Source organism: Sphingomonas sp. GW821-FHT04B01 (assembly GCF_059420425.1).
On sequence record NZ_JBWKTR010000016.1, the window covers coordinates 1 to 23,988 of the forward strand.

The following is a 23,988-nucleotide window of genomic DNA, read 5'->3' on the forward strand; positions in this document are numbered from 1 at the left end:
CGCAACGCCGAGGATCATGTCCGGATCGCGCGCGAGAACGGCGAGCGGATCATCGCCGATCCGCGTCACGCGCTCGACGGCATTACCCGGCAGCAGGCGACCTTCACCACCCGCGACCTCGCCGTGTTCGCGTTTCGGCACAGCGACGGCAAGGAGCAGTTCGACCGGGTGATGGCGGCAGTGCGCGCCAGCCCCGAGTTGGTCGCGCTGGGGCGGGACGGGCGGGACCAGGAACGGTTCACGTCGCGCGACATGATCGCGACCGAGGCGCGACTGGAGAAGGCCGGCGAAGAGCTGGCGCGGCGGGGCGATCATGGTGTGTCCGACCGGCAGCGCGCCGGCGCGTTGGAGTTGGCCGAGGGGCGGGGGCTCACGCTGTCTGACGAGCAGCGCGACGCCTTCGACCATATCACCGGGCGCGACGGGCTGGCGTCGGTCGTCGGCTATGCCGGCACCGGCAAGTCGGCGATGCTGGGCGTCGCGCGCGAGGCTTGGGAGCGCGAGGGCTATCAGGTGCGCGGTGCGGCGCTGTCGGGGATCGCGGCCGAGAACCTTGAGGGCGGATCGGGGATCGCGTCGCGCACCATCGCCAGCCTGGAGCATGGCTGGGCGCAGGGCCGCGACCAGCTCGGGCCGAAGGACGTGCTGGTGGTGGACGAGGCCGGGATGATCGGCACCCGCCAGATGGAGCGGGTGCTGTCCCATGCGCGCAACGCCGGGGCCAAGGTGGTGCTGGTGGGCGACCCTGAGCAGTTGCAGGCGATCGAGGCGGGTGCGGCGTTCCGGTCGATCACCGAGCGGCACGGCGCAGCCGAGATCACCGAGATACGCCGGCAGCGCGAGGACTGGCAGAAGGAGGCGACACGGGCCTTCGCCACCGGGCGGACGGCTGAGGCCCTGGACGCCTATGCTGCGCACGGCATGGTCCATGCTGCCGACACGCGTGAGGCAGCCCGGGCCGAGTTGGTGGACCGCTGGGACCGGGATCGTCAGGCCGAGCCGGACAAGACCCGCATCATGTTCACTCACACCAACGCCGAGGTGCGCGAGCTCAACCGGGAGGCGCGCGAGCGGGTGCGGGCGAGCGGCGAGCTGGGCGAGGACCGGACCGTCGCGGCCGATCGGGGCGAGCGCGACTTCGCGGCCGGGGACCGGATCATGTTCCTGCGGAACGAGCGGTCGCTGGGCGTGAAGAACGGCACCCTGGGCACACTGGAGCGGATCGAGGACGGGCGTATGGGCGTCCGGTTGGACGGCGGGCGCAGCGTCGCCTTCGACCTCAAGGATTACGCCGCGGTCGATCACGGCTATGCGGCCACGTTCGGCAAGTCGCAGGGCGTGTCCGTCGATCGCGGGCACGTGCTGGCGACGCCGGGCATGGACCGGCACAGCAGCTATGTCGGAATGACGCGGCATCGCGATAGCGTGCAGCTCCACTACGGCCGCGACGACTTCGCCGATCAGGGCCGGCTCGCGCGCGTGCTGTCGCGCGACCGGTCGAAGGACATGGCAGGCGACTATGCGCCGGAGCGCAGTAGCCAAGACCATGCCCGTGCCTTCGCCGATCGGCGCGAGATCCGGTTCCCGGAACTCGCGCGTCAGATGGTCGATAAGGTGCGCGACAAGGCGCGGGGCATGTTCGACGCCTTCACGCCGAAGCCCGGCGGGGAGCAAGGGGGGCCGATTAACACCGGTGCCATGTCGGCCCTCGGCGACCGAAGCCGTGAAAGGGGTACGATTAACACCGGTGGCAGATCGGCTCTGGGTAATCGGACCCCCGAAAGGGGTGCGATTAACACCGCCGCCTTGTCCTCGCGTGAGATGCAGCCCGAAGGGCAACGGCGTCCGACGCGTGAGGGAGTTGAGAAAACCTGGATAGCGGAACACGGCAGGGAACTGGCCGGTGTGCAGACACGCGCACAGCGAGCGCAAGTGCGAGCCAGCGGCATGTACCGGCGCCATGAAACGGTCAGGGATGACCACGCCCGCAAACAGCCGCTGCCGCCCAGCGGGTTGTTTGCAGCGCTACGCCGGCCGTCCCACGAAGCGGCGCAGGCGAGTTGGGAGAAGACCGCGCGCGGGTTGCAGCAGCGCTCCACGCAGCTTGCCAAACGGCTGGGCAAGCTCAAGGAGTATCTTGGCCCGGTCACCGGGCAGCGGCGTCATCGCGGCGATGAGCTGGCGCGCGCCAGGGTCGAGCGCGCGCATCCTTACCTTACCAAGCTCTACGATGCCGTCATGCGCGAACGCCGAGACGAGCGTATCCGCGTTCAGGAGCAGGAACGCGAGCGCGCCAGGCAACGCGACAAGGAGCGTGGGCGCGATGATCGGGGGCCGGGACGCTAAATGAGCTGCAAAGGTTAGTTCAAGTCACCGGATCGACCGGCTCGGCAGTGACGAACCGCGACAATCCCTTTTTGCCCTGTCGCGTCGTGATCCTGAACATGCGTCCGAGGGGCTCCAGGTCCATGGCAGGGCCGCCATTAGCGGGGCGATACTCTTTGTCGAAGAAGACGCTAAGCCTATAGCTCTCTGCCGATACGATATCAGTGAAGTAGCAGAATAGGTTGGCAGACTTGCCCCATGCCCGATCGTCAAGACGGCCGGTCCATTCGCCATCGGGAGCATCGGTCCGGTACGCGCCGAGCTGGTTGGATGGATGATCCGGCAGTCCGTGTATATTTTCACGCATCAGCAACCAACGCGTTTATGACGTAGAAATGCAGAGGTGTCACAATCGTTCTGTTGAGACAACGGCAATGTGGCGCAATCGCCGATTACATCCCGAGGCAGGCGGCGTGAGTGTTCCGAACCAATGCGAGCACAATTACGGCCGTTGTGCCATTGTAGAAATGACGTTTCGTTCACGACTAAAGCGCTTAGAACACGGCAAACGATTGGAAGCAGTTTTTGCTGGCCTCATATCGCCTGTTGTCAACAAATATTCAGCTCTTGGCAAGAAGATCAACAAACTCCGTTAGTTCCGCGTACTCATGTGCCGAGCTAACTGGGATTACACGGATCTTAAAATCCTTGAACCAACGTTCCTTTTCGACCTCGTTGACCTTTTCCTTTGTCAAAAGGGCGTAATGGGTTGGCCCCGCGTCTGGCGCAAAGGTGCTTGCTACGTAATTTAACATTAGATTGACTTCTGGGTCAGTCATAGACGCTCCCACGAAGACAACGGTATACATTGAGAACATCGTAGCAAGCATGTGTTGATACGCGGACTCTCGAAAAAGTATATTCCTGTAGTCTTGATCAGTAAGAATTATGCCATCACCACTACGGGTGGCGTCGCCATGCGCCTTTAAAATAAAGAACTCGCGACTTGACAGGCTTCGACGTACCTCGCCTGAGTCCTTATAGGTGCAGACCGTAACATCAGGGTCCTGCCCTCGATATGTCCTCTCTATGAGGGTGTCATAATTTGTTGTCAGGACGAATTGAAGGCGCGATAGTCCAAGCATGGCCTTATGAAGCCCGGTAGGAGCAGGCTTCGAATCAACAAACACCTTTCTAATGAAACCGGCGAAGTAGCTTCCTAGGTCTACCTTCAGACCAGAGGCCGCCATAAGATAGCGGCCCTGATCTATTAGTGACTCATAATCGGAAACTTTCTCACTGCTGAGGCCTACGCTTGCCTTCGTTTCCGCAAGCATATCCCTAAGGAGCTGCCCCCATTGTGGGAGGCCAGCTCCAACCGACGCTCCGGCACCCACCAGCAATCCAACGCGATCTTTCTTGTACTCCTCGATCAAAGGAGCGGGAATTTCCGCCGGATCAAATGCCATCACTTAACCTCCACACTAGTGAAGAATTTCGCGAGAGCCCGTTGGCGGGTCGCTAGACTGCTGGCTTTTGCGCCCTCTGTACGAAAGGCATACATATAGTCGTATAATGCTCTATCAGTAGCCGCAGCATCTGAGCGTCTAGGTTTAAGCAGGGTATCGGACTTAGAGGTGTATGCGCGTCGGCGCTCCTCAAAAGCATCATAGCTTGCGGTAAACTTGCTTATATCAATAGACTTGCCATTGTCATGATATTTCAGAATCAGGCCGAGCAAGTCTACAAATATCCACTTCCGCGTGATGTGATACTTTGTTCTTTGATCAACCTCAGCAAGGACGTTCAGCGCTCCACCTACCCGCGCGGACAGCGCGGTAACCTCCTCCATCGGTCTGGCGTTAAACTCCCGCTGAAATTCTTTCAGATCTGGTGCCTTTAGGTCGCGTAATACTCCTGTCGCACCGACTGCGAAGGCGAAGCTGGCAAAATCAAAATGCTTGGTCCTGTCATCCTTGATTTTAGTAAAAGTAAAGAACTCATGGGATTTTGTCATAAGTTGGATTACATTACGCATTTGCCCAAGGTCGGCGTTGCGTAGTTCCGCCGGGTTCAGAGGCATGCCCATTTGAAGACGGGCAAAAAGTACTGCAATTTCATCGTTTGTAGATTCGACAATCTCGCCAACACCGACCTTAAAGCCAAGGAAGCGATCGCGAAGGGTCTTGGCGAGTGTCGCGTAAGTGCGGTCCGCGACTGTAATCCCGTGAATAGGCGGCAGAGAGTCCCCGCTTTTAAGTGCGAAGCCTCTACCCTTGTGAGCATCAGACTTAGGGGATGCAAAATCCCAGATCGCTTGTAGGCGCTGCTGTCCGTCCACGGCCTCGTAGGCGTACAAGCCCCCAGGCGCTAACTTGCGAAGATATATCTTCGGTACGTCCATATTACGTAAGATCGAATCGATCAGGAGTACGCGACGGTTGTCCCGCCATGCCGGACCGCGTTGCCAAGCCGGAGCGAGATTGATGCTGCTTTTCTGGTCGATCAGCGTCTGTATCGTCCATAGACCCTGTTCAACCTTCATTCTCAGCCTGCCCCTTTGCCCCAATGTCCAGCATTTGTGCTACTTATGACAGATGACGCAACCTGCATCGGCTTCGTCGATCCCGTAAACGTCATCAACCGTTTCCTCGGTCGGCGCAGCGAGTGGGTTTCTTGGCCGTCGCTTCCTTAATCGAGCCAAGCGTCGTTCGTAGTCCAGCTCGATCGCCTCCACACGCCGGGGTTCGATGAGCTCCGTCAGGCTTTCACCTTGGCTCCACGTGAAGGGCGATCCACCCTCAAGCGCAGTCTTCTCGTAGGCGACGGCTTTCTGAAATTCATCAGGATGGTGCGCCGCGAGCCTTACCCATTCTATTTTCTGCTGGAAAAAGCAGAATGTGCAGCCCGATCGAGACCGCCAGCTGTAATATTCGGGTTCGCCGACGTCCGCCTGTTGTAACAGCTCGATCACTCCGGCGCGATCAATCCCAGCCTCGCGCAAGGGAAGATGCACGCGCATGTTGTCGTGGGTGGACTGATAGCCCTCCCGCGAGGGTTCGTCCGCTCGGATAGCGACGTAGGAATGAACGGTCGTGCCTGCCTCCAGCGCTGGTCTGATCCAGTGTTCCAACGGGCGCAGCTTTAGCTGCCGCGTGCACCATCTGGTCCGGGGCGAAGGCAGAAAGTTGCCATACTCATCCAGCCAGAAATCAAAATCTCGATCCGGATTAAGCCGCTTGATCGGTTTCCCGAGGAAGCCCTCGAGCCGATCCAAGAAGGTGTAAACCTCTGGCAGCTCCTTGCCCGTGTCAGTGAAGAAATACTCGATGGGAAGGTCTGACCGGTGCTGGCGCATGTAGACCGCCAGGGCCGCGCTATCCCGGCCACCCGAAATTCCGAGGATGTGGCGTTCTTGCTTCATGCCGCCGCCTCCATGTCTTGATCGGCCGCGAGCGCGGCGACGGCTCGCGCAAGTGCCGCCATTTGGATGCGGTCCAAGCCATCACTCTTGCGCAGTGTCTTGAGAACCATCTCAGCCAGCATCGCAGCGTCGGCCTTTTCCGACTCGGTAAGGACGAATGACCTTAAGAGTGGCGGCGTGCGAGGGTCCACGCCGATGACCAAAGCGAGCGCCTCGGTATTTGAACGACGATCCCTAACCACTGCCAAGGCCTCGAGCTCGCGAAACTGGCGACCGAACCGTGCCATCTCGAGCAGCGCCTGCTCGCGATCGCGGTCAGACCATCCATGAGCCGGCTTGTGGAGCAGCACGCTTGCAACCCCTTCGATGTCGCCCTCTCCGCGCTCGAACGCTGCAGCGCGCATGGCGAACCCCTCGAAGGCATAGTCGTTGGTAAGGTCCTTGATCGACGCTGCGCGCTCCTGCGCGCCCAGGAAGGTACTCGGGTCCACAGCCAGGGCTTTGGCGAGTGCCGCTTGGAGATGTGCGAGAAGCTTTGGGTATACTGCGGTCGCTTCGTCGAGCGCGTCGGTAACAACCTGCGCCGTAAGGCGATCACCCAACGCGGCCGGCAATGCCTCAAACAGCAAAGCCTCCGGATCTCGGGCTTTGAGCACGATGCTTCGGACTTTCTTCGCATCCGGCGACAAGGTGTCCGTTCGCTGAGCATAGGCGGTCAGGCCCTTGAACCGCTGGAACAACGCCTGCGCCACAGGCAGAGACGAACTCTCTCCCTCAAGACCGAAATGACGCGCTAGATCGCTGAGGAACGCGGCTTCCTTTGTGGAGCGATCGACACGCCTAACCCGTATATCCGCTGGCTTCTGAAGGAGCTTGTCGACGAACACGTCATCGATCTCGGTTTGAAAAACCCCATCGAGATAGACCGCCAGATGGTCGCGATTGGCAAGCAAGATGGCCAACGCGAGCACCGGCATGATCCCAGCCTTCATACCGAAAGGTGGGCGAGCCCAAGTCGCGTAAGCGTCTGCGAGCGAGGTCTCGGTCGCGTCGGCCAGGACGGACCAAGCGGGTTTTAGCGTTGGCCCATCGCCGGCATTTTGAGGCTCTCTGAAATCGTAACGACCATCACCATCAGGGCCGTGGATGCCGAAAGGTTTGAGGACGGTAAGATACAGGCCCATCTCGGCGGGAAAGCCCTCAAAACCGAGGTCCGGCTCGTTCGGGCTGCGCACCATAGCGTGCCCAAGCTCGCGAACCGCCGCCATTGCGCTTGAGGACGGTCGATCGCGTTGGAGCAATTCGCTTTTCAGTACCGGCGCCAAGTCGAAGGCCGTGTCCGATAGGGCCGTGGCGACAATCGAGATAGGTTCGCGCAGCGACTTCGGAGGCGAGGACGCGAGCCACCACCGCGCGCGGTTGAGCGCTGATTCCAATTCGCGGTGCAGTACGTCGACACTCCCGGATCGGCGCGCCGCGATCTCGCGGCGAGCGATCCGGTCGCCTTCGAGCTGGGGATGATCACGGAAGACCCGTTCCACCGCGAAAAGGTCGGAAGCACTTGTCCGGAGAGCATGGCTGTTGGCCGCGCCAGCGATGGCGGCAACAATGCCGGCCTTGTGGAGATGCTTCGCGATCGCCTTGCAGCGGCTATCTACAGCAGCAGCATCTAAATCGCCGTCGCTCAGTGCAAGAACAAGCATCCCACTCCCGCGGCTGCGCCGCGCCATAAGGCGGGCGGCAAGGTCGGCCGGCGCGTCGTCGCGCGTCAGGAGCTGAACAACGACCTCGAACGTCCGGAGGGCGCCGGTCCTAAAATAGTGGCGCTTCGCCGTCGCGAAACCGAGGCCAACACGCTGAGGGATGGAGGCGAGTTGTTCAAAATCTAGCGAGCTCGTTGCCCGCGCGATCGCGTCTTCGAGGTCGAAGTCGCTCCCCGCAAACAACGCATATCCGCCGAGGCGCGGCTGTCGAATGAGCACTGCCCAATCGACAAGATCGGCGATCGCTGCGGCGCGATCAGCCGCCGCAATATCGGGCACCGCGGCACTGAAGATGTCGTCTGCAAGCGCGAGGCCCGAACCGTTGCGGAAGAACTCAATGACTGCCGCTGCCTTGGTCAGACGGACATGGAGCGCCCCACCTTTGGCTGCCGCTCGTTCGATGGCCTCGAACGCAAGGCTGAATCGACTTCCGTCGCTTCCATGCGAGAGGGCCATTCCGAAGTTCGAAGCGAGATAGTCCCACAGACTATCAGGGCCGTATGTTGACACGCCGTCGCTCGTCGAGCGAAGAAAATCTTGGAATCCGTGTGGCTCGGCGGAGCTGAGGAAGCCGAAGACGCTTCGTTCATTTTGGGCGAAGCGCTGGCGAGACACCGGACCGAGTAGGAGCGACGTCACCGGGTTGAGCGGCCACGTCGCAGCCAAGGCAGCAGACAGAATGCCTTCGTCGGTCGGCTTCCTGCGTCCGATTGCCTCAGCCACAAGCCGTGCTTGCTCACTGGCCGATCCCGGTGGCGTAGCACCGGTGATCGCACTGCCCAACAAAGTGACGGTTTCGTCTGCACCCGCGAGGAACGGGATGTCCTGGTATCTGCCTTGGACCTTGGCCCACTCCTGGCGAGCATCTCGCGTAGCGCGGGCGACATACTGATCGAAAGCCTGGTGAAGGATGCCCACCACCACCAACCGCCCCTCCGAACGGGCGCTCCGCTCGGCCAGATCCTGTAGAAGATGAATGTCACCGCCGGCCGACGCTTCATGTTCGAGGAGCTTGCCCAGCTCGTCGAGAACTAGGAAGACCCCGCTCCGCTTGGCGGAAGCGGCTTGTATCAGGGCGTCGATAAGAGCGTCATCGGTCGCGATCGCGCGGCTGTAGGCAGCCTTGCTCCAATCCAGGGTAGCAGCGGCCGCATCGGCGATCGACTGGCGAAGCCCCATGCGGCTACCTGTGACGGCGACAATGGCCCAAGGCCCGTTTGTTTCTGGGAAAGCGCGGGCATAAACCGCTGTCAGTTCGGCGCCTGCGATCTCCTTGGCGATCGCCCGGTTGTCTGGGTGTCCGGCAACCAGGTTGGCGACGAGAAGCGCAGCGCTCGACTTGCCGCCCCCGTAGGGACCGGTCCAAGTGAACGCCCCTTGGCGGCTCTCGATTTGGCTGTCCGCAAGCGTCGTAAGCGCCTTATTGACGCTCGCCTGCATGACGTAGCCGACCAGAGGCGGCGTGCCTTGCAGATCCGCGTCCAAGCGCGCGGATCGCGCGAACCGCCGGTTGATCTCCACCGTTTCGGACAGAAGCTTCATGCGGCGACCCGATCGTGCAGAACATGCCCGTAAGCATTCGAAATGAGCTTCATGGGGTCGACGTCACCCAGCCTTTGAACTTGCCGAAGGCCTGCCGTGTCGGTCCAGCGCCACGCGCCCGCGGTGACGGCCTCGATCCCCATCAGCCGGGTGATGACGGTATCCTCGTCCAGCTTGAATACCCTGCCTGGCGACCCAGGTGCATAACAAACCTGCTCGGCGGTGATCGCGCTCGACCCGCCCCTGCCTTCCCAGAAATCGGCAAGAGCATAGGCAAAAATGCCGTTGGGCAATGTGGGCTTCGGACCACGGACGAACTCGTGCCAGCCTCCGACTCTCGCCTCGCGGATCAGCCCCAGCTCTGCGAGCAAAGGCTCGGCAGCGTCGTCACCGGCCATCGCATCGCGACGGACGTAGCTGCGCAGGAATACCTCAATATCCCTCTTGAGGGTATTCTGCGTTGCCCGCCACCCCCTCGCTCGAACGAGCGCCATCAACTCATCGATAAGGTTTCCCGTATCGAACTCGATGGCCGACAACACGTTGAAAGCGAAATATGCAGTCGTCGTCCATTCTGGACTGCTGGCAACGCCCCAATGAGCAAGCCACACGGTCGCAGCGTGTTCAAGATAGGGATCAAATCCATCATCGGCTAAAATCGCGTGGCCGAGTGCCGTCGGCTTGATTACCCGGTCCTGCTCCTCAAGGAAGGCGGTGGCGAGCCCCCAGTATCGCATGGAAACAGCCATGTTGCGGCCGACGCCGAACCGTGCAATAGCCGACTGTTCCTGGAATGTTCCGGATGAAGCGCCCTCGCGTACGGCGTCATACGCCTTCTTGAGCCAAAGGAGACGTAGCGGAAAAGTCTCATGGCCTGCAAATTGGCCGCGGACGTCTGAATCGGAAAGCGCATGCCTCATGCCACCCGATTACAGCCTACTGGCGGGATCGTCCAGTAGCGGTGGCTGCCTTTGCACCGCTTCAACAAAGGCTGACGCAACTTCATGTACTTCAGCAACGTTGTTATAACGACCAAAATATAGCCGAACGACTGACTGGGCCTGTGCCGGTGTAAGACCCATTGCTAACAGGACGTGAGAGGGAAGGAGTTGACCAGATGTGCATGCAGAACCCGTCGAAATGCTTGCAACGGGTGATAACGACGCGACAATACTGTCCGCGGAAGCGCCATTCACCGCAATGCTTAATGATCCTGGGAGCACGGAAGCATTTCCCGTGGTGATCGCGTAGCTCAGTCCTCTGTTGCTGAGATCGTTGCAGAAGGCCGCGGCGAGTGCGCGGCCGTGCTCCATGTCCTCGCGCAGTCGGCGATCGCCGAGCTGAGCTGCCGCTCCAAACGCGGCAAGAAGGTAGGTAGGTTCCGTACCTGGGCGCATGGAGCCCTCCTGCTTCCCTCCGTAGGATAAGGGCTCTGGCTTCGGCGCTCCAGACGCAACGTAGAGCGCCCCGACCCCCATTGGACCATACATTTTGTGTGCCGAGATCGACAGGTAATCGACCTCAAGCTCGTCCACATCGATGGGGATCTTGCCCGCTGCCTGAGCCGCATCACAGTGAAGCAGTGCTCCCTCACGATGGGTAATCGCCGCGATATAGCTGACCGGCTGGAGGGCGCCGGTCTCATTGTTTGCCAACATGACTGACACGAGCAGCGTGGCTGAATCAATTAGGCTTTCGATCGCACCCACATCGATAACACCCTCTCCAGTTACGGGAGCCAGGATCACCTCGAACCCGAAAGCCCGGAGGCTCTCAGCCGCTTCCAGAACCGCCTTATGCTCGATCGCGGAGACGATGATCTTTCGGCGTGGACTACCCGATCGTATGGCCCACATTGCGATACCGCGGATGGCCAGATTGTCTGCCTCCGTCGCTCCCGACGTAAACACGATTTCGTTTGCGTCTGCACCGATCAGCGACGCGACGTCCTGTCGCGCTTGATCGAGCGTCGCGCTTGCTCTCGCACCTGCACGATGAGGCGAGCCAGCGTTTCCGGGGTGCGACGATGCAAGCATCATCGCATCCCGGGCTTCAGGAGCCAACGGTGAGGTTGCAAAACCATCGAGGTAGATCGGCTCCCGCACGCGCCGCCTTACTGGTTCTCGTTGAAATCTAATCCGGTCTCTTCGGGCGCTTCCCAGGTCTCGGTCTCATCCTCGACTACTGGCGCTTCGTCAGCATCCTCAGGCGCCGGCACTTCTAGCAGCGCCTTTTTGGTCGGTACGTCCTGCGCCAGCCAACCGACGTTCCTGAGGAATTTCTTGAAGGCCTCATATGCTGCCGTCGTGATCTCGTTCCGGTCGGTCTGGGTCAGGCTCTCCTCGCGCTTGAGGTTCCGGTTGAGGAAGTCCTTTTGGTATTCCTGTTCGAGGGAGGTGAAGATCTGGCGGCGGCTCTTGTCGCGCTCCGCTGCGAGCGGCGCTTCGAGCTCCGTTCCAGATGCGCGCCAGATTTCGAGCAGGAGGTACTTGTACTTCGGCCACTGCGCGGGCTGCATCTCACCGCGGTAAACGACACGCCGGAACGTCGAGTTGGACGGTGTGATCTTCCACTCCCGGATCTCGCCATCGAGCGTGTCCTGAAAAACCTCAACCAAGCGCTTGAAGTCGCGCGAGCTGGTCGGCGAGAAGAAGCCGTTGATGTCCTGAATGAACTGCGCGAACGCAGCTTCCGTTTCCAGAGCATCTAAGCCTTGCTTGGATCGATCGAGATTAGCGCGCTCCAGCTCGCCAAAAAAACCGGCGATCAGGGCCGTTTGAAAGGCGACCGTCGTGAGGACGTTATCATATAGCTTGTTCACGAAGTCGATCACACGAGGATGAGTACTGCCATCCTCCGACCGCAGCGCGCGCTTGTCTGAGACTTTCGCCAGGAATCGCTCAGCACGCTCATGCTTCAACTTGCCGATAAACTCATCGACCAGCTTTTGCGTAGCGATCAGGCGATCGAGTATTTCCTGAAGCTTCGGTGCCTCCGTGCCAAACTCCTTCGACCGGATCTTCTCCGCGAGATTTTCGGTATGCGCGGTGAACGTGCGGCCGATCCCCTGCCCTTCAAACAGAATTGGGCGCAGCTTCGTATTGGCCTGAGCTCGGAGCTGCTCGCCAAGCCAGAACACGGCGCTGGAGTGTGCCTGATATGGAGCGAACTGCTGGAAGGCGGCGACAACGTAATTCCCGAAGCGCTCATGGAATTCCTTCGTCAGAATGTCTCCTGCGGCGGCAGTGTAGAACTGCCGTGACGTCGCGTCGGCGAGGTCCGCGCCCAGAAGGTTGCGCCCGTTGAGCCGGCGAAACGCGCCGAAGTTCTCGAGGTCCGTGCGAAGGTAATAAAGGCCGGCGCGCGGCTTCGCGCCGTTCACGTCCTCGAGCTTGTTCAGGACAAGATGTTCGATGATGTAATAGATATGGTTCACGCCGGAGATCGCGATCGGACTCTCGATCTTCACGCGGTCGTGCGCCTGATCGAGTTCGATATTGCTGATCTCTAGCGTTGAGCCTGCATGAAGATCGCCCTTCTTGATCGTGGAAAGGGTGTCACGAAGGAAGAGAGCAATTAGGTCGTTGTCGTCCAGCAAGCGATTGCGAGAGGCGGAAACCTGACGTGCGGTCTTGTTCAGGGTTAGGAAGATCGACCGCGCAGCCATCTTTACGTTGTATTCGCCCTCGAACGTCTCATCGAGTTGCGGGAATGTGCAAAACATCACGGGAAGGCTGATGTTCTTCAGTTCAAACTTTTTGATGTAATTCGGAGTCCATTCCTCATAATAGTCTTTGTACGGCGCCTTCATAGCGTCGTTCCAGTCCTGCTTGAGGTTACGGTAGACCGCGAGAAGAGCCATGGCGCGGTGCTGACCATCCACGATAACAAGTCTGGATTTGTTGGTGTTAAGCCGTAGGCGAACCAAATCATGCTCGTACAGCTTGCCGTTTTGAAGCGGCTGCACGAACTCGAAAACCTCCTGACCCTTCAGGCCGGAGCGGGTGATCTGCGCGTCATGCCCTTCGGGGGTCGTTTCCACATCCGTCGTGACCTTCGGATACAGGTCTGCTGGCTTGTTCTCATAGGCCTTGACCGGAAGGACGACGACAATGATTGGAGGGAAGAGCTTCACCAGATCACGCGATTTATGATCTAGCAGGTACGGGACGAGGTCTGACGAAACGCGCGCGTCATCAATGTCGCGCTGCATAATCTCGTCAAACTCGAGATCGACGGTTGGGAAGATTTCTCGCACCGGCGCGAGGTGCTTGAGCACCTCCTCATTTGCGCCATTCTCGAAGTCCAAGCCGACGTGGGTCAGGAAGTACTTAACCTCGACCGACTTCTGGGTTTCCCCACCCGCCCCGACACTGAAGCTGCCAACAGAGCCCTCAAGCGTGAGATTCAAAGCAGACGTGACGCTAAGTCCGAGGGCCATTTTAATTTCTTCCTAGGATTGGGTAATATATCCGATTGAGAATATTCTCGATATCGACGGCCGTCTTGTCGTCGGCTGTCGTCGTGCATGTGAAGACGATCAGGCGATCTGGTGGAATGCGGCGCTTTGCGACCTGCCAGGCGAATCCGGCGTCACTGTTGCGGACCGGCTCCTCGCCTTGCTTATGCAGCCGACGATACTTTTCTATCAGCGCCTTGTGGGTGGCTAGTCGGGTGCGCAGCTCGGCCGCCATCCCCATATAGAGCGGGCTAGCAAACATTGGCGCCGACATATCGAGGACGTTGCGGATCGTGCGCAGGCGATCGGGATCGTCCACGATGCGTTGGACGAGGCCGCCGGAAACCCGAAAAGTATGTTCCAGCGTGCCCGTGTAGGTCGGCTTTAGAGGCCCCTCTATCAGCGCCTGATACGGATCTTCACGGAAATGCTTGAAAACCCGGTTGTCCAAGGTCTTTCGGACGAGTTCCTCAGCTCCCGGACGGTCGGCGTCGCGACAGGCTTTGAGTTGGGTGATCGTCTGTTCGAGATCGTAGTCTGTGATCTCAGGACTATAATACCAAGCGTACACGCCCGGCAGTGCTGGCGCGTTCACGATGTCGGCCCAAAGATGCTTTTGTATAGCGCCGGTCATTGAGCGGTTTGCCTCCACTCCGATGACGTGCGCTCCTGTTTCCACAGCAACACCAATAGTCTTCCCCCCTGCCTTTCTCGCCCTTGGCTTCAGCGAGGGCGAAGTCCGCAGGAGTGATCGCCGAGGACCATAGCGGCGCTGATCGGCTGGGCCAAGGCAAGCCGTGCGGGGCTCCAGCGTCATTGCTCTTCCGCGCTTATCGTTTCCTGTACCGCAGCAGGGAGGTGTCTATAGAGAGTTGCAACCGAGACGCCGATGGTAGGCGCAATCTCCCGCGCCGACATCCCGGATGCCAGCAACTTGCGCGCTGCCTCGACGCGGCGCGGCGTCATCACCGTTTTCCGACCGCCTACCCTGCCCCCGCGTCGCGCGACGATCAGGGCAGCCGTAGTCCGCTCCCGGATGAGATCCCGCTCCATCTCGGCCATGGCGGCCATGATATGGAACACCAGCTTGCCGGCTGTCCCGCCAGTGTCGATGCCGTCGGTCAGCGACTTGAGGCCAACACCGCGCTTTGCCAGGTCTACCGAGAGATCAACCAGCCCCTTCATCGTCCGGCCGAGCCGGTCGAGTTTCCACACGACTATAATGTCACCGCTGCGTGCATGAGAGAGGGCATCGGCCAAACCGGCTCGATCGGCCTTCGCCCCACTCGCCTTGTCCGAGAAAGTGCGCTCGCATCCCGCAGCGACGAGCGCTTCCAGTTGCGGAGTCAGATCCTGCTCCGGGGTCGAGACCCGCGCATAACCGATCAGCATCAAGCGCTCTCAAAACTCATCTCGATCGCGTAGCATGAGCCACCTCTTTCGCGAAAGCGTTTTGAGACGCTATAAGCGCTGCTAAGTGTCTCACATGGATGCGCTTCAAAAAGGATCGTTTGTGAGAGCGCCAGCTTGATAGTTAAGGGAGCCTTACCGCCCTTTCGCTCTGGCAAGCTGAAGTCTTAGTTGGTCGCTATAACCGCTGCCGACAGCTTATATGCCTCTTTAGATTTTGCCCACGACTGACCCGTCCAGCTAAGCCCGCTCGTCTGCAAACCGCAGTGTTCCATCTGTCGCAATCAGCACCTTCTCCTGAAGAGCCAAAGTCTCCCCATGCCGTTTCATGGACTTTATAGAGATAAGCTTTTCTATAGACTCTCTGACTTCATTTCTATTCTCACATTTTGGCAGATTATACTCGTCTTTTAATGAAAGGTGAGCTTCTACCAATGTACCCTGATCAATCTTACTATCGACGGCAAGCTGCCATGCTTTCGCAAGAACGCACGCATCAGTGTAACTGATGCTTGCACTTAGCGCCGTTATTCCGGAGAAGCTCAGTCCAACGAGAATAGCAAGTGGCGCGAATGGATTACTTGTGTATATCATGCTAGAAGGAGCAAGGCCTGCGAGAAGTGCAAAATTGATTGTTCGTCGTATTTCGCTATCAACGTTTCTAGGTTTAAAAGACGAGGCCGCGCGCCATGACGGTCGCATTACAATAAGCTCGGCGACCGCTTCAGTATGGATGGTTCTAGAACCAGCCTGACGTGCGACCCGATGCCTCGGCACCATCGGTAAGACTTTTCGCAGAAGGTTGATGTCGAGATCGCTGCACGCCGCGTCTACAGCATCACCGTTTACGTCAGCGGCCACTTTACGCCGGACATGCTCAATAGTTTTGTTGGCATCGAATCGGGCCATGTTTCCCACCTACACGTCTTTAAGCCAACCACTTTTAGGACGTGCTGGTTAAGCGCGCGTTCTACTCATCGTATGGCTCCCCGGTGTCGAACGTAAAGCCGCACCGTCTGCATCCAGTCCAGTAGCTCCAGCCGCCATACTGCGACGGGCGAGGCACAAGGTCGGTCCCGGCGTTCACGCTATCGCAGCGAGGGCACCTCCAGTCTGCATCAGGCCACATAGGATGCGGCGGATGTGGCCGGAAAGCCTCCTCCTCCTTTCCCGCTCGGTCCAGCGCGGCTTCATCAAGATCAGCACCGATGCCCAATCCCGCATCCCGCATGGACTTAAGCGCTTTCGCCAATGTCTCGTGCAGCTCGATGTTGCGCACGCCCGCCTTAGTCAGCTCCTCGTGCAATGCGGAGTTCAATAGCTTGTGCCCGCCAACCGCGTGAAAATAGTCACTATCGCGTGTCACGATCCAAGCGCGCTCGCTTCCGGCTGCCGCATCTACGAACTGCTGCCAGGTTACCTGATCTCCAAGTGGATCAGACCGTTTGCCTGGTGGATTGCCCCGTTCCCGCCGTTCTCGCGCTTTACAAAGCTGGTCGTTGTTGGCCTCAACGGCTTGTGCGAAAAGCGGAGCCAGCATCACGGAGGTGAGGTCTTCATTGCGGCTAATGGCACCGGCAATTTCCTCGCAGGCTACGTCCCATGCCTTCTTGCCCTCCTTTAGAGCCGTGTCGAGCGTGAGGAGATTGGCACTGGCCTCTGCATGAGATCGAACCTTGGTGAGGTGGTCAGGCAAATCGGGCGGTAACTCGTGGCTGAACTTACCCCGGCTCTCGAGAAACACGCCCAGTTTCCGACGTTGAACCTCGTCGACGATCTGCTGCGTCACGAGCACGTGATCGCGCAGTTCGACGAGAGGAAGAAGGAGATTGGACGGCACCCGCCCAGATCGGCAGCTCCAAAAGCCGAGCAGGACGTTAGCGTCGATCAGAACCGTAGGCATGGCGTCTCATAGCGTGATTGAAGGTCGTTGCCACCGACGGATCATTCTCCGTCCCCAGCTAGGAAAATGAAGTCTGCTCCACGTGACCGAAGGAAGTGAGGTGGTGGCTGCTAATGCCGGCATCCCGATACCGCTCGTTTGTGATACACGGTATTTCGCACCCGACCTTTGCGACAACCGCCTACGAGGATCTGCGGCTGTTCTATCGGCAGACGCAAAACTCAGGACTTTAGCAACAGCGCTGGCTTCCCATAACTCCGTTGCCGTGCGCCCATTTCGGGAAAGCGCAATCGGGAACGAGTTTTGGGAATTATCGCCACCCGAGAAGGCGAGCGCCCTCCCCTCATCCTGGCTGTGCTTGTCATCCTTCCTTTACGGGAACGCCGATCAGGCTCTGGTTAGCTCAGTTTTGCGCGTGATAGTCCAATGCTCCAGTCGTTTGTAGACGATCACCTTGTCGCCGATCAGATCTCCATGCCGGCGACAGAAGAGGTCGAGCTGATCGCGATCGCCGACCAGTTCGACACAGATCGTCAGATGCGGATCGGCAATTTCCGAGCCGTTCTCCCGGATCGGTTCGTGATTGCTGAAGCCGTAATGGGTATTTTGCGCGACGGCGTTGATGATGCCGTCCGCCTTCGCGGTGCGAATCAGCTCGCGATAGAGCGGCTTTGCCCCCCAGAAGCGACGCGGGCCGATCTTGTCGGACGGTTTCAGATAGATGCGCAGCATCCCGACTTCGCGGTGATGGACGGTGAAACGATTGGGCATGACGGGCTTTCGACAGGAAACAGGATCAGGCGCGCGTGCGCCAGCGAGAAGCGCGGTGCGTGCGGGCATCGCGCAGGGTCGCGTCGGGTGTGAGGTGTGCGGCAGGTACCTTTGGCACAGCGACGCGCTGCGACAGGTAGATGCCGTTGTGGCCTGAGCAGAGGTAGGCGACGAAGCACGCGACTGCGATCGGCACCGTATAGGCCGCGCCGAACAACTCGATCCCCATGAACGTGCAAGCCAGCGGTGTGTTGGCCGCGCCCGCGAACAGCGCGACGAAGCCGATCGCTGCGAATAGCCCCGACGGTACTCCGAACATCGGCGCGAGCGCATTGCCGAGCGCCGCGCCGATAAAGAACAGCGGCGTGACCTCGCCCCCCTTGAAGCCCGCGCTCAGGGTCACGACGGTAAAGAGCAGCTTCAGCGCCCAGCTCCACGAGTGCGTATCGGGACCAAAGAAGCTGGCGATGGTCAGGCTGTCCGGTGTCGCGGCGAGCGTACCCAGGCCAAGATAGTCGCGGGTTCCGAGCAGCCAGACCAGCGCAATCACGGCCAGCCCGCCGATAACGGGTCGTAGTGGGCCATAGGGGATCACGCGCTTCAACCATCCGCCCAGCGCGTGATTGGCCTCGGCAAAGGTCAGCCCGGTCAGACCGAAGGCAATGCCGGCGACACCGGCCTTGGCGACGAGCAGCGCGTCGACCGGCACCAGCGCATCGACATGGTAGACGCCGTGATGAATGCCCCAGGCAAGACAGGTCCAGTCACCGACCAGCGCCGCGACCAGGCATGGCACCAGCGCGCGATACTCGACCCGACCGATCGCCAGCACCTCCAGTGCAAAGACCGCGCCCGCAATCGGCGTCCCGAAGACCGCGCCGAACCCAGCCGCGATCCCGGTCATAAGGAGGGTGCGTGTCGCTTCCGCATCCAATCTGAGCGCGCGTCCAAACCCGCTGGCAAGACTGCCGCCCAACTGCACGGCGGTGCCTTCACGTCCCGCCGATCCCCCGAACAGATGTGTCACGACCGTGCCGAAGAAGATGAGCGGAGCCATGCGCAGCGGCACGCCGCCCCCCGGTTCGTGGATTTGCTCGACGATGAGGTTGTTGCCGCCTTCGACCGAGCGCCCTGTCAGATGGTAGAGCAGTCCGACCACGAACCCGCCGATCGGCAGCAGGTAGAGCAGCCAGGGAAAGGCGAAGCGAAGCCGGGTTACGGCGTCGAGGCTCCGCAGGAAGGCCGCGCAGAGCGTTCCCACCGCTGCGGCCATCGGGACCAGGATCAAAGCCCACCGCAGTACCGACGTGGCATGGGTGCGGCGATCGCGAATGAACGCTGCCATGTTGAACTGGTCATAGAGATTGCGAAATGTCGCGCGCACGATTCCTCCTTGCTGCCTTGCGGCGCCTGGTAGGAATCATCGGCCCTTGCGAGGGCGGTTCGACCGAATGGCCCGGCGGAAATCCATCGCCGTGCCTGCGCATATGCTGTCCGACCGCGACCCGGTCAACCAACCGCAGAAGCATGAGACTATCGTTTTGGTGAGGACCGATAAAATGGCTTTGGCCACGGAATAAACCCCGACGAGCATCGTCTACGCTTTCGAGACCGATGCGCTGGAGGCTTATGCGTAGACGAGATTGGATGCTGGGTCTGACGGCTTCGGCCCTACTTACCGGCGCAGTCGCGGCCGCCCCCGCCGATGGCTACGCTACCATGATGTCTGTCGCGATGGACCGGATGATGGCGGGCATGATGGTCAAGCCGTCCGGTGACGTCGACCGCGACTTCGTGGCGATGATGCTTCCGCATCATCAGGGTGCCATCGATATGGCGGTGGCGGAGCTGCGCTACGGCCATAACGAGCAGCTCAAGCGCATCGCGCAGGAAATCATCATCGATCAGCAGCAGGAGATCGCCGCCATGAAGCTGGCGATCGGCCAGCCGCTACCGCCTTCGACGCCAGCCCCGACGCAGGGCGGCGACCACCATAGCCCTATGGAGCACTGACATGATCCGGACCATCCTGCGCTCGGCCGCCTTGCTGATGAGCGCCGCACCGGGCCTCGCCATGGCCCAGCAGGCGCCGTGGAACGCTAAGGACATGCCCGTCAGCCACCGCGACCGCGTCTATGCGTCTGAACAATTCTCCAACACGGTGTCGGTGACCGACCCGGCCGACAACCGGCTGCTCGGCGTCATCAAACTCGGCGATCCCCAGCCGATGAACTTCTCCCCGCTCTACAAGGGACAGGTGCTGGTTCACGGCCTGGGCTTCTCGCCGGACGGGAAGACCTTGGCGGTCGTGTCGATCGGATCGAACGCCGTGTCGTGGATCGACACCGCCACCAACACCGTCAAGCACACGACCTATGTCGGGCGCAGTCCGCACGAGGCGTTCTTCACGCCGGACGGCAAGGAGGTGTGGGTCACGGTCCGCGGCGAGGATTATATCGCCGTGCTCGACCCCACGACGTACAAGGAGACGGGGCGCATCAAGACGCCCGGTGGTCCGGGCATGACGATCTTCTCTCCCGATGGCCGGTACGGCTATGTCTGCTCTTCGTTCAATCCGGTATTGGCTGTGTTCGATGTCGCGACCCACGCGCAGGTCGGACAGGTGGCGCAGCCAAGCCCCTTCTGCCCCAACATCGCCGCGACGCCGGACGGCAAGCAAGTGTGGTTTACGCTGAAGGACATCGGCAAGACGGTCGCATTCGATGCTCGGCCACCCTTCGCGATCCTGAAGGTGCTGGATACCGGGCCTATCACGAACCATGTCAATTTCGCCCACACGGCCAAGGGGCAGTTCGCGTATGTGACGGTCGGCGGAGAGAATGTGGTCAAGGTGTTCCGCACGTCCGACTTCACGCCGGTGGCAACAATTCCGGTCGGCAAGATGCCGCACGGTGTTTGGCCATCGGGCGACGGCCGGCGCGTTTATGTCGGGCTAGAGAATTCCGATGAGCTGGCCGCGATCGACACTGCCGGCAACACGGTCGTCGCTACCGTGCCGGTCGGACAGGCACCGCAGGCGATCGCCTATGTGTCGAACGCAGTTCCGACAGGCCCCGGCACCGACAATCTCCAGCCGCTCGGCACAGCGGGCAAGGCGCTGCATCTGACCATGGGGCCGATTGGCGGCAAAGGTACGGCAAGCAGCATCACCCTCTTCGACCAGGGCATCATTCAGGTCGTGCAGAGTGCCGTTACCGGTTTGCAGCCCAAGAAGCCTTACATGCTCGTACTGACCGCCAATGCGGACGGCAGCGGCGCTGTAGAGCCGCTTGCGAACTTCATGAGCAACCCGGCAGGTGCGGCGATCGTCAACGCATCGGGTCCGATCCGCCAGATCGTTCAGGGCAGCACCGCGACACCCCGGCGCTTTCTGGCGGTTGCGGAGGTGGTGAACGGCGCGCCGGGGCGCATCGTGCAGGTGCAGCGCGACTGAGATGGACCCGCTTGCCGCCGCGATCGAACCGCTGATCCCCGGGCTGCGCCGCTATGCCCGGTCGTGGTTGCGCGACCGGGTGATGGCGGATGACGTGGTGCAGGATTGCCTGGAGCGCGCGGTCGGGCGCTGGCGACAGCGACGGGGTGCGGAGGTCCGCCCGTGGGTCTATGCGATCCTGCACAATTTGTTGGTCGATCATCAGCGGCAGCATAGCCGGCGAGGTACGGCGGTTCCGCTCCACCTCGTGGACGACGCCGCGCTCGGCCGCCCGGCCGATCAGGACACAGGCCTGCACCACCGCGACCTGCTGCGCGCGCTTGATGCGTTGCCTGAAGAACAGCGAACGGTGCTGCTCCTGGTCTCGGTCGAGGGCCTGCCCTATGCGGAGGTCGCTGCCGTAGTCGGCGTGCCGCTGGGCACGGTAATGTCGCGCATATCGCGGGGGCGCGACCGTCTGGCGACCCTCCTCCGGGAGGGTGAACGGCCGCGATTGAGGAGCGTGCAATGACCAGCCCGATCGGCGAGGACGATCTGGCCGCGTGGATCGATGGCAGGCTGTCGCCCGAGCGGCAGCGTCTGGTCGACGCTTACCTTGAAGGCCAGCCGGACGTGCATGCCCGTTTGCGGGAGCAGGCGGAGCAGGCGCGAGCCCTTGCGTCCCTGTTCGCTCCCATCGCGGAGGAACCGATCCCGGCGACGATGCGCGTCGCAGCCATCAGGGGACGGCAACGCCAACCGCCTTGGCAACTCGCCATCGCCGCGTCGCTTCTGCTGGCGGTCGGATTTGGCGGTGGTTGGTCGAGCGCGCGGTGGAGCGGCGAACCCCACGCGGGCATCGCGGCGCTGGCCAATGAGGCGAGCGACAATTTCCGTGTCTATGCCGCCGACCGGATCCGACCGGCGGAAATCGGCCCCGACCAGCGCGCCATGCTGATCCGGTGGACCTCCAGCCGATTGGGTGAGCGCGTGACCATCCCGGACCTTAGCACAGCGGGTTACCGCTATGGCGGGGGGCGATTGGTCGCGACGCCCCACGGCCCTGCGGCGCTGCTCCTCTATGATGGACCGCAAGCGTCGAAGCTCGCGGTGCTGACGAGGCCCATGCAAATCGACAAGAGCGCAAGCATGACCAGCACGTCCAGCGGGACCATGGGCCGGGTCACATGGGCGGTCGACGGGATCGGCTATAGTGTGGTGGGGGAGCGCCCCGCTGCCGAGCTGCATCCGATCGCCAACGAGGTCCGGCGCCAGGCCGATGCGGCGCTTGTGTCCTGATAGCGCGTGGCCGGTTCTCAGCGCGACAGGCACTGGGCGGACCAGCGGGATCACGGCTTGCGCTCGGCATCCTTCCGGTCGGCCTCTGCCGGAGTCAGCCTGGCCCGCTCGCGAATGCGACGTTCGAGCGGAGCGCCGACGAACAGTACGAGCATCGCAAGGCTCAACCCGCCGATGATGAGCGGCCACACCGCCAACCCTGCTGCCGCGCCGATCGTGGCTGTCACCCAGATGCACGCGGCGGTCGCCAGTCCATGCACTTCCTGACCTTGGCCGACCCGCAGCACCGCACCGGCACCGATGAAACCGACGCCAGACAAAATGCCCTGCATCGCCCGCCCTGCGGCATCGGCGTTCACATTCGGCAAGCCACTGTGCACGATCGCCTGCACGGCGATGCAGCTCGCCAGACCGACGAGGCCCAGCGTCCGCAAGCCCATGATCTGCCGGTTCTCGCGCGAGCGTTCCCAGCCGAGCACCATCCCAGCCGCGGTCGCCACCACCAGCCGCCCGATCGCGTCGATCCAAAAGCCGAGGTCCGATGCCGCTGATGCTTCGATCATTCGACCAGCACGTGCACATGATGCCAGGCGGTGCACAGATAGCCGGCGAAGTTCCACATCGTATCCGGCCGCTCGGGCTGACCCTGTCCAGTCTCGTCGAAGGCGCGCACGACAAGGTGCTGGCGCCCCTTGACGAGCGTGGCGTCGAGGGTCCAGCGCCGCCAACCCCAGTGCGCCTCCGGATCATCGGTGAACGTCGCCTGTTGCCAGTCGCGACCACCGTTTATCGACACTTCGACCCGAGAGACGCGGCGATCATAGGCGATGGCATAGCCCTCGATCCGCACCTCCCCGGCCGGCAGGCTTTCGCCAGAGCCGGGCACGCAGATCGCGGCGTTGAGCGGCATGGCATTGATGGTCAGACCCTGGCTCCAGTCGACGGTGTCGCTCGTCACATCGGCAGGAAAGAGCTTGTAGTCGTGCGCCTGGATCGGTGCGTCGGATGGCGTGTCGCGCACCTCGATCCGTGTCAGCCATTTGGCGCTCCGCACCCCGGCATAGCCCGGCACCACCATGCGGAGCGGTGCGCCGTGTTCGGGCGTCAGCGGCTCGCCGTTCATCGCCCAGGCAATGAGGACGTCGGGTTGCCGCGCCTTGTCCATGGCGATCGAGACCCCGAACAATGCTTCCTCGCCTTCGACGTCCACCTCGTCCGCGCCGGTGAACGCCACAAACAGGTCGGACGCATCCGGCGCACCGACGGCATCCAGTAGGTCGGACAGTCGTACGCCGGTCCATTCCGCATTGCCGATCGCTCCCACGTCCCAGGGGTCGCCGGACGTTTTTGCGACCGGCTGGAGATCCGTGCGCCGGTTGCCGGCGCACTGGAGAACTGCCGTCACCGTCCGCGTGGCCAACGCGCTCTTCAATTCCTCCACCGAGAAGGAGCGTCTTTCCATGCTCATCCCGCTGACCTCGATCCGGTGATCGGCAGGCAGATCAGGCACCGCACCATGGCTGCGCACGTAGAACAGCGCCTGCGGCGTCAGGAACCGCTCGATCAGCGCGCCGGGCGTCGGCTCGGCGTTGTAGGGCTCGGATTTGCGCTCGATCATATCAGTCATGGACGAACCAACGCCGCAAGCGCGCGGATCGC

At 61.1% G+C, this 23,988-nt stretch carries 21 protein-coding genes and 1 riboswitch; of the genes, 5 read left to right on the top strand and 16 right to left on the bottom strand.

Annotated elements, in window-relative coordinates:
• Positions 1-2,346 (top strand): Ti-type conjugative transfer relaxase TraA (traA, locus tag AC07UH_RS20445; protein ID WP_495189976.1); only part of this gene is annotated, 2,346 nt, incomplete at its 5' end.
• Between the two features lie 19 nt (positions 2,347-2,365).
• On the opposite strand, the gene AC07UH_RS20450 is transcribed toward traA, so the two are convergent.
• The 14 genes from AC07UH_RS20450 to AC07UH_RS20515 form a co-directional block, all read right to left on the bottom strand.
• A complete protein-coding gene (locus AC07UH_RS20450; protein WP_495182041.1) occupies positions 2,366-2,698 on the bottom strand; it encodes a hypothetical protein in 333 nt (110 codons plus the stop codon).
• A gap of 247 nt (positions 2,699-2,945) precedes the next feature.
• Entirely contained in the window at positions 2,946-3,794 is an 849-nt protein-coding gene (locus AC07UH_RS20455) for an SIR2 family NAD-dependent protein deacylase (RefSeq protein ID WP_495182040.1), read from the bottom strand.
• The gene (locus AC07UH_RS20460; protein WP_495182039.1) at positions 3,794-4,870 is read right to left on the bottom strand and encodes a GmrSD restriction endonuclease domain-containing protein; all 1,077 of its coding nucleotides are present in this window, start codon (positions 4,868-4,870) and stop codon (positions 3,794-3,796) included. Before AC07UH_RS20460 ends, AC07UH_RS20455 begins: the two co-directional genes overlap by 1 nt.
• 39 nt (positions 4,871-4,909) lie before the next feature.
• Positions 4,910-5,749, bottom strand: a complete 840-nt coding sequence (locus tag AC07UH_RS20465; protein ID WP_495182038.1) for a phosphoadenosine phosphosulfate reductase family protein — start codon at positions 5,747-5,749, stop codon at positions 4,910-4,912.
• On the bottom strand, positions 5,746-9,054 hold the full coding sequence (locus tag AC07UH_RS20470) for a hypothetical protein (RefSeq protein ID WP_495182037.1): 3,309 nt from the start codon (positions 9,052-9,054) through the stop codon (positions 5,746-5,748). The genes AC07UH_RS20465 and AC07UH_RS20470 overlap by 4 nt, the downstream gene beginning before the upstream one ends.
• Entirely contained in the window at positions 9,051-9,974 is a 924-nt protein-coding gene (locus AC07UH_RS20475) for a DUF4007 family protein (protein ID WP_495182036.1), read from the bottom strand. Before AC07UH_RS20475 ends, AC07UH_RS20470 begins: the two co-directional genes overlap by 4 nt.
• 9 nt (positions 9,975-9,983) lie before the next feature.
• Positions 9,984-11,159, bottom strand: coding sequence for a cysteine desulfurase family protein (locus AC07UH_RS20480; RefSeq protein WP_495182035.1), 1,176 nt, complete (start codon positions 11,157-11,159; stop codon positions 9,984-9,986).
• 8 nt (positions 11,160-11,167) lie between these two features.
• Positions 11,168-13,495: a ParB N-terminal domain-containing protein gene (locus AC07UH_RS20485; RefSeq protein ID WP_495182034.1), complete on the bottom strand. Its 2,328-nt coding sequence runs from the start codon at positions 13,493-13,495 to the stop codon at positions 11,168-11,170.
• 1 nt (position 13,496) lies between these two features.
• The gene (locus AC07UH_RS20490; protein WP_495182033.1) at positions 13,497-14,147 is read right to left on the bottom strand and encodes a hypothetical protein; all 651 of its coding nucleotides are present in this window, start codon (positions 14,145-14,147) and stop codon (positions 13,497-13,499) included.
• Between the two features lie 179 nt (positions 14,148-14,326).
• Positions 14,327-14,905, bottom strand: coding sequence for a recombinase family protein (locus AC07UH_RS20495; RefSeq protein ID WP_495182032.1), 579 nt, complete (start codon positions 14,903-14,905; stop codon positions 14,327-14,329).
• 258 nt (positions 14,906-15,163) lie between these two features.
• Positions 15,164-15,832 carry a hypothetical protein gene (locus tag AC07UH_RS20500; RefSeq protein ID WP_495182031.1) on the bottom strand — a complete coding sequence of 223 codons (669 nt, stop codon included), beginning with the start codon at positions 15,830-15,832 and terminating at the stop codon, positions 15,164-15,166.
• 61 nt (positions 15,833-15,893) lie between these two features.
• Positions 15,894-16,826 (bottom strand): hypothetical protein, encoded by a 933-nt coding sequence (locus AC07UH_RS20505; protein WP_495182030.1) that lies wholly within the window; start codon positions 16,824-16,826, stop codon positions 15,894-15,896.
• A gap of 387 nt (positions 16,827-17,213) precedes the next feature.
• Entirely contained in the window at positions 17,214-17,597 is a 384-nt protein-coding gene (locus AC07UH_RS20510) for a DUF190 domain-containing protein (protein ID WP_007406288.1), read from the bottom strand.
• A 25-nt stretch (positions 17,598-17,622) separates the two neighbouring features.
• Complete coding sequence (locus AC07UH_RS20515; RefSeq protein ID WP_495182029.1) at positions 17,623-18,981, bottom strand: voltage-gated chloride channel family protein; 1,359 nt, start codon at positions 18,979-18,981, stop codon at positions 17,623-17,625.
• Between the two features lie 23 nt (positions 18,982-19,004).
• A riboswitch (Fluoride riboswitch) is annotated at positions 19,005-19,081 on the bottom strand.
• 163 nt (positions 19,082-19,244) lie between these two features.
• Here AC07UH_RS20515 and AC07UH_RS20520 point away from each other — a divergent pair.
• From AC07UH_RS20520 to AC07UH_RS20535, 4 genes are read left to right on the top strand one after another with little or no spacing between them, the layout of a single operon-like run.
• The gene (locus tag AC07UH_RS20520; protein WP_219994278.1) at positions 19,245-19,610 is read left to right on the top strand and encodes a DUF305 domain-containing protein; all 366 of its coding nucleotides are present in this window, start codon (positions 19,245-19,247) and stop codon (positions 19,608-19,610) included.
• Position 19,611: 1 nt separating this feature from the next.
• Positions 19,612-21,051 (top strand): beta-propeller fold lactonase family protein, encoded by a 1,440-nt coding sequence (locus tag AC07UH_RS20525; protein ID WP_495182028.1) that lies wholly within the window; start codon positions 19,612-19,614, stop codon positions 21,049-21,051.
• 1 nt (position 21,052) lies between these two features.
• Positions 21,053-21,562: an RNA polymerase sigma factor gene (locus AC07UH_RS20530; RefSeq protein WP_007406239.1), complete on the top strand. Its 510-nt coding sequence runs from the start codon at positions 21,053-21,055 to the stop codon at positions 21,560-21,562.
• Positions 21,559-22,329, top strand: a complete 771-nt coding sequence (locus AC07UH_RS20535; protein ID WP_052075881.1) for an anti-sigma factor family protein — start codon at positions 21,559-21,561, stop codon at positions 22,327-22,329. The genes AC07UH_RS20530 and AC07UH_RS20535 overlap by 4 nt, the downstream gene beginning before the upstream one ends.
• A gap of 50 nt (positions 22,330-22,379) precedes the next feature.
• On the opposite strand, the gene AC07UH_RS20540 is transcribed toward AC07UH_RS20535, so the two are convergent.
• Both AC07UH_RS20540 and AC07UH_RS20545 read right to left on the bottom strand, forming a co-directional pair.
• Positions 22,380-22,892 carry an MgtC/SapB family protein gene (locus tag AC07UH_RS20540; RefSeq protein WP_052075880.1) on the bottom strand — a complete coding sequence of 171 codons (513 nt, stop codon included), beginning with the start codon at positions 22,890-22,892 and terminating at the stop codon, positions 22,380-22,382.
• Positions 22,889-23,947, bottom strand: a complete 1,059-nt coding sequence (locus AC07UH_RS20545; protein ID WP_354292644.1) for a sulfite oxidase — start codon at positions 23,945-23,947, stop codon at positions 22,889-22,891. The genes AC07UH_RS20540 and AC07UH_RS20545 overlap by 4 nt, the downstream gene beginning before the upstream one ends.
• Positions 23,948-23,988 lie beyond the last annotated feature (41 nt).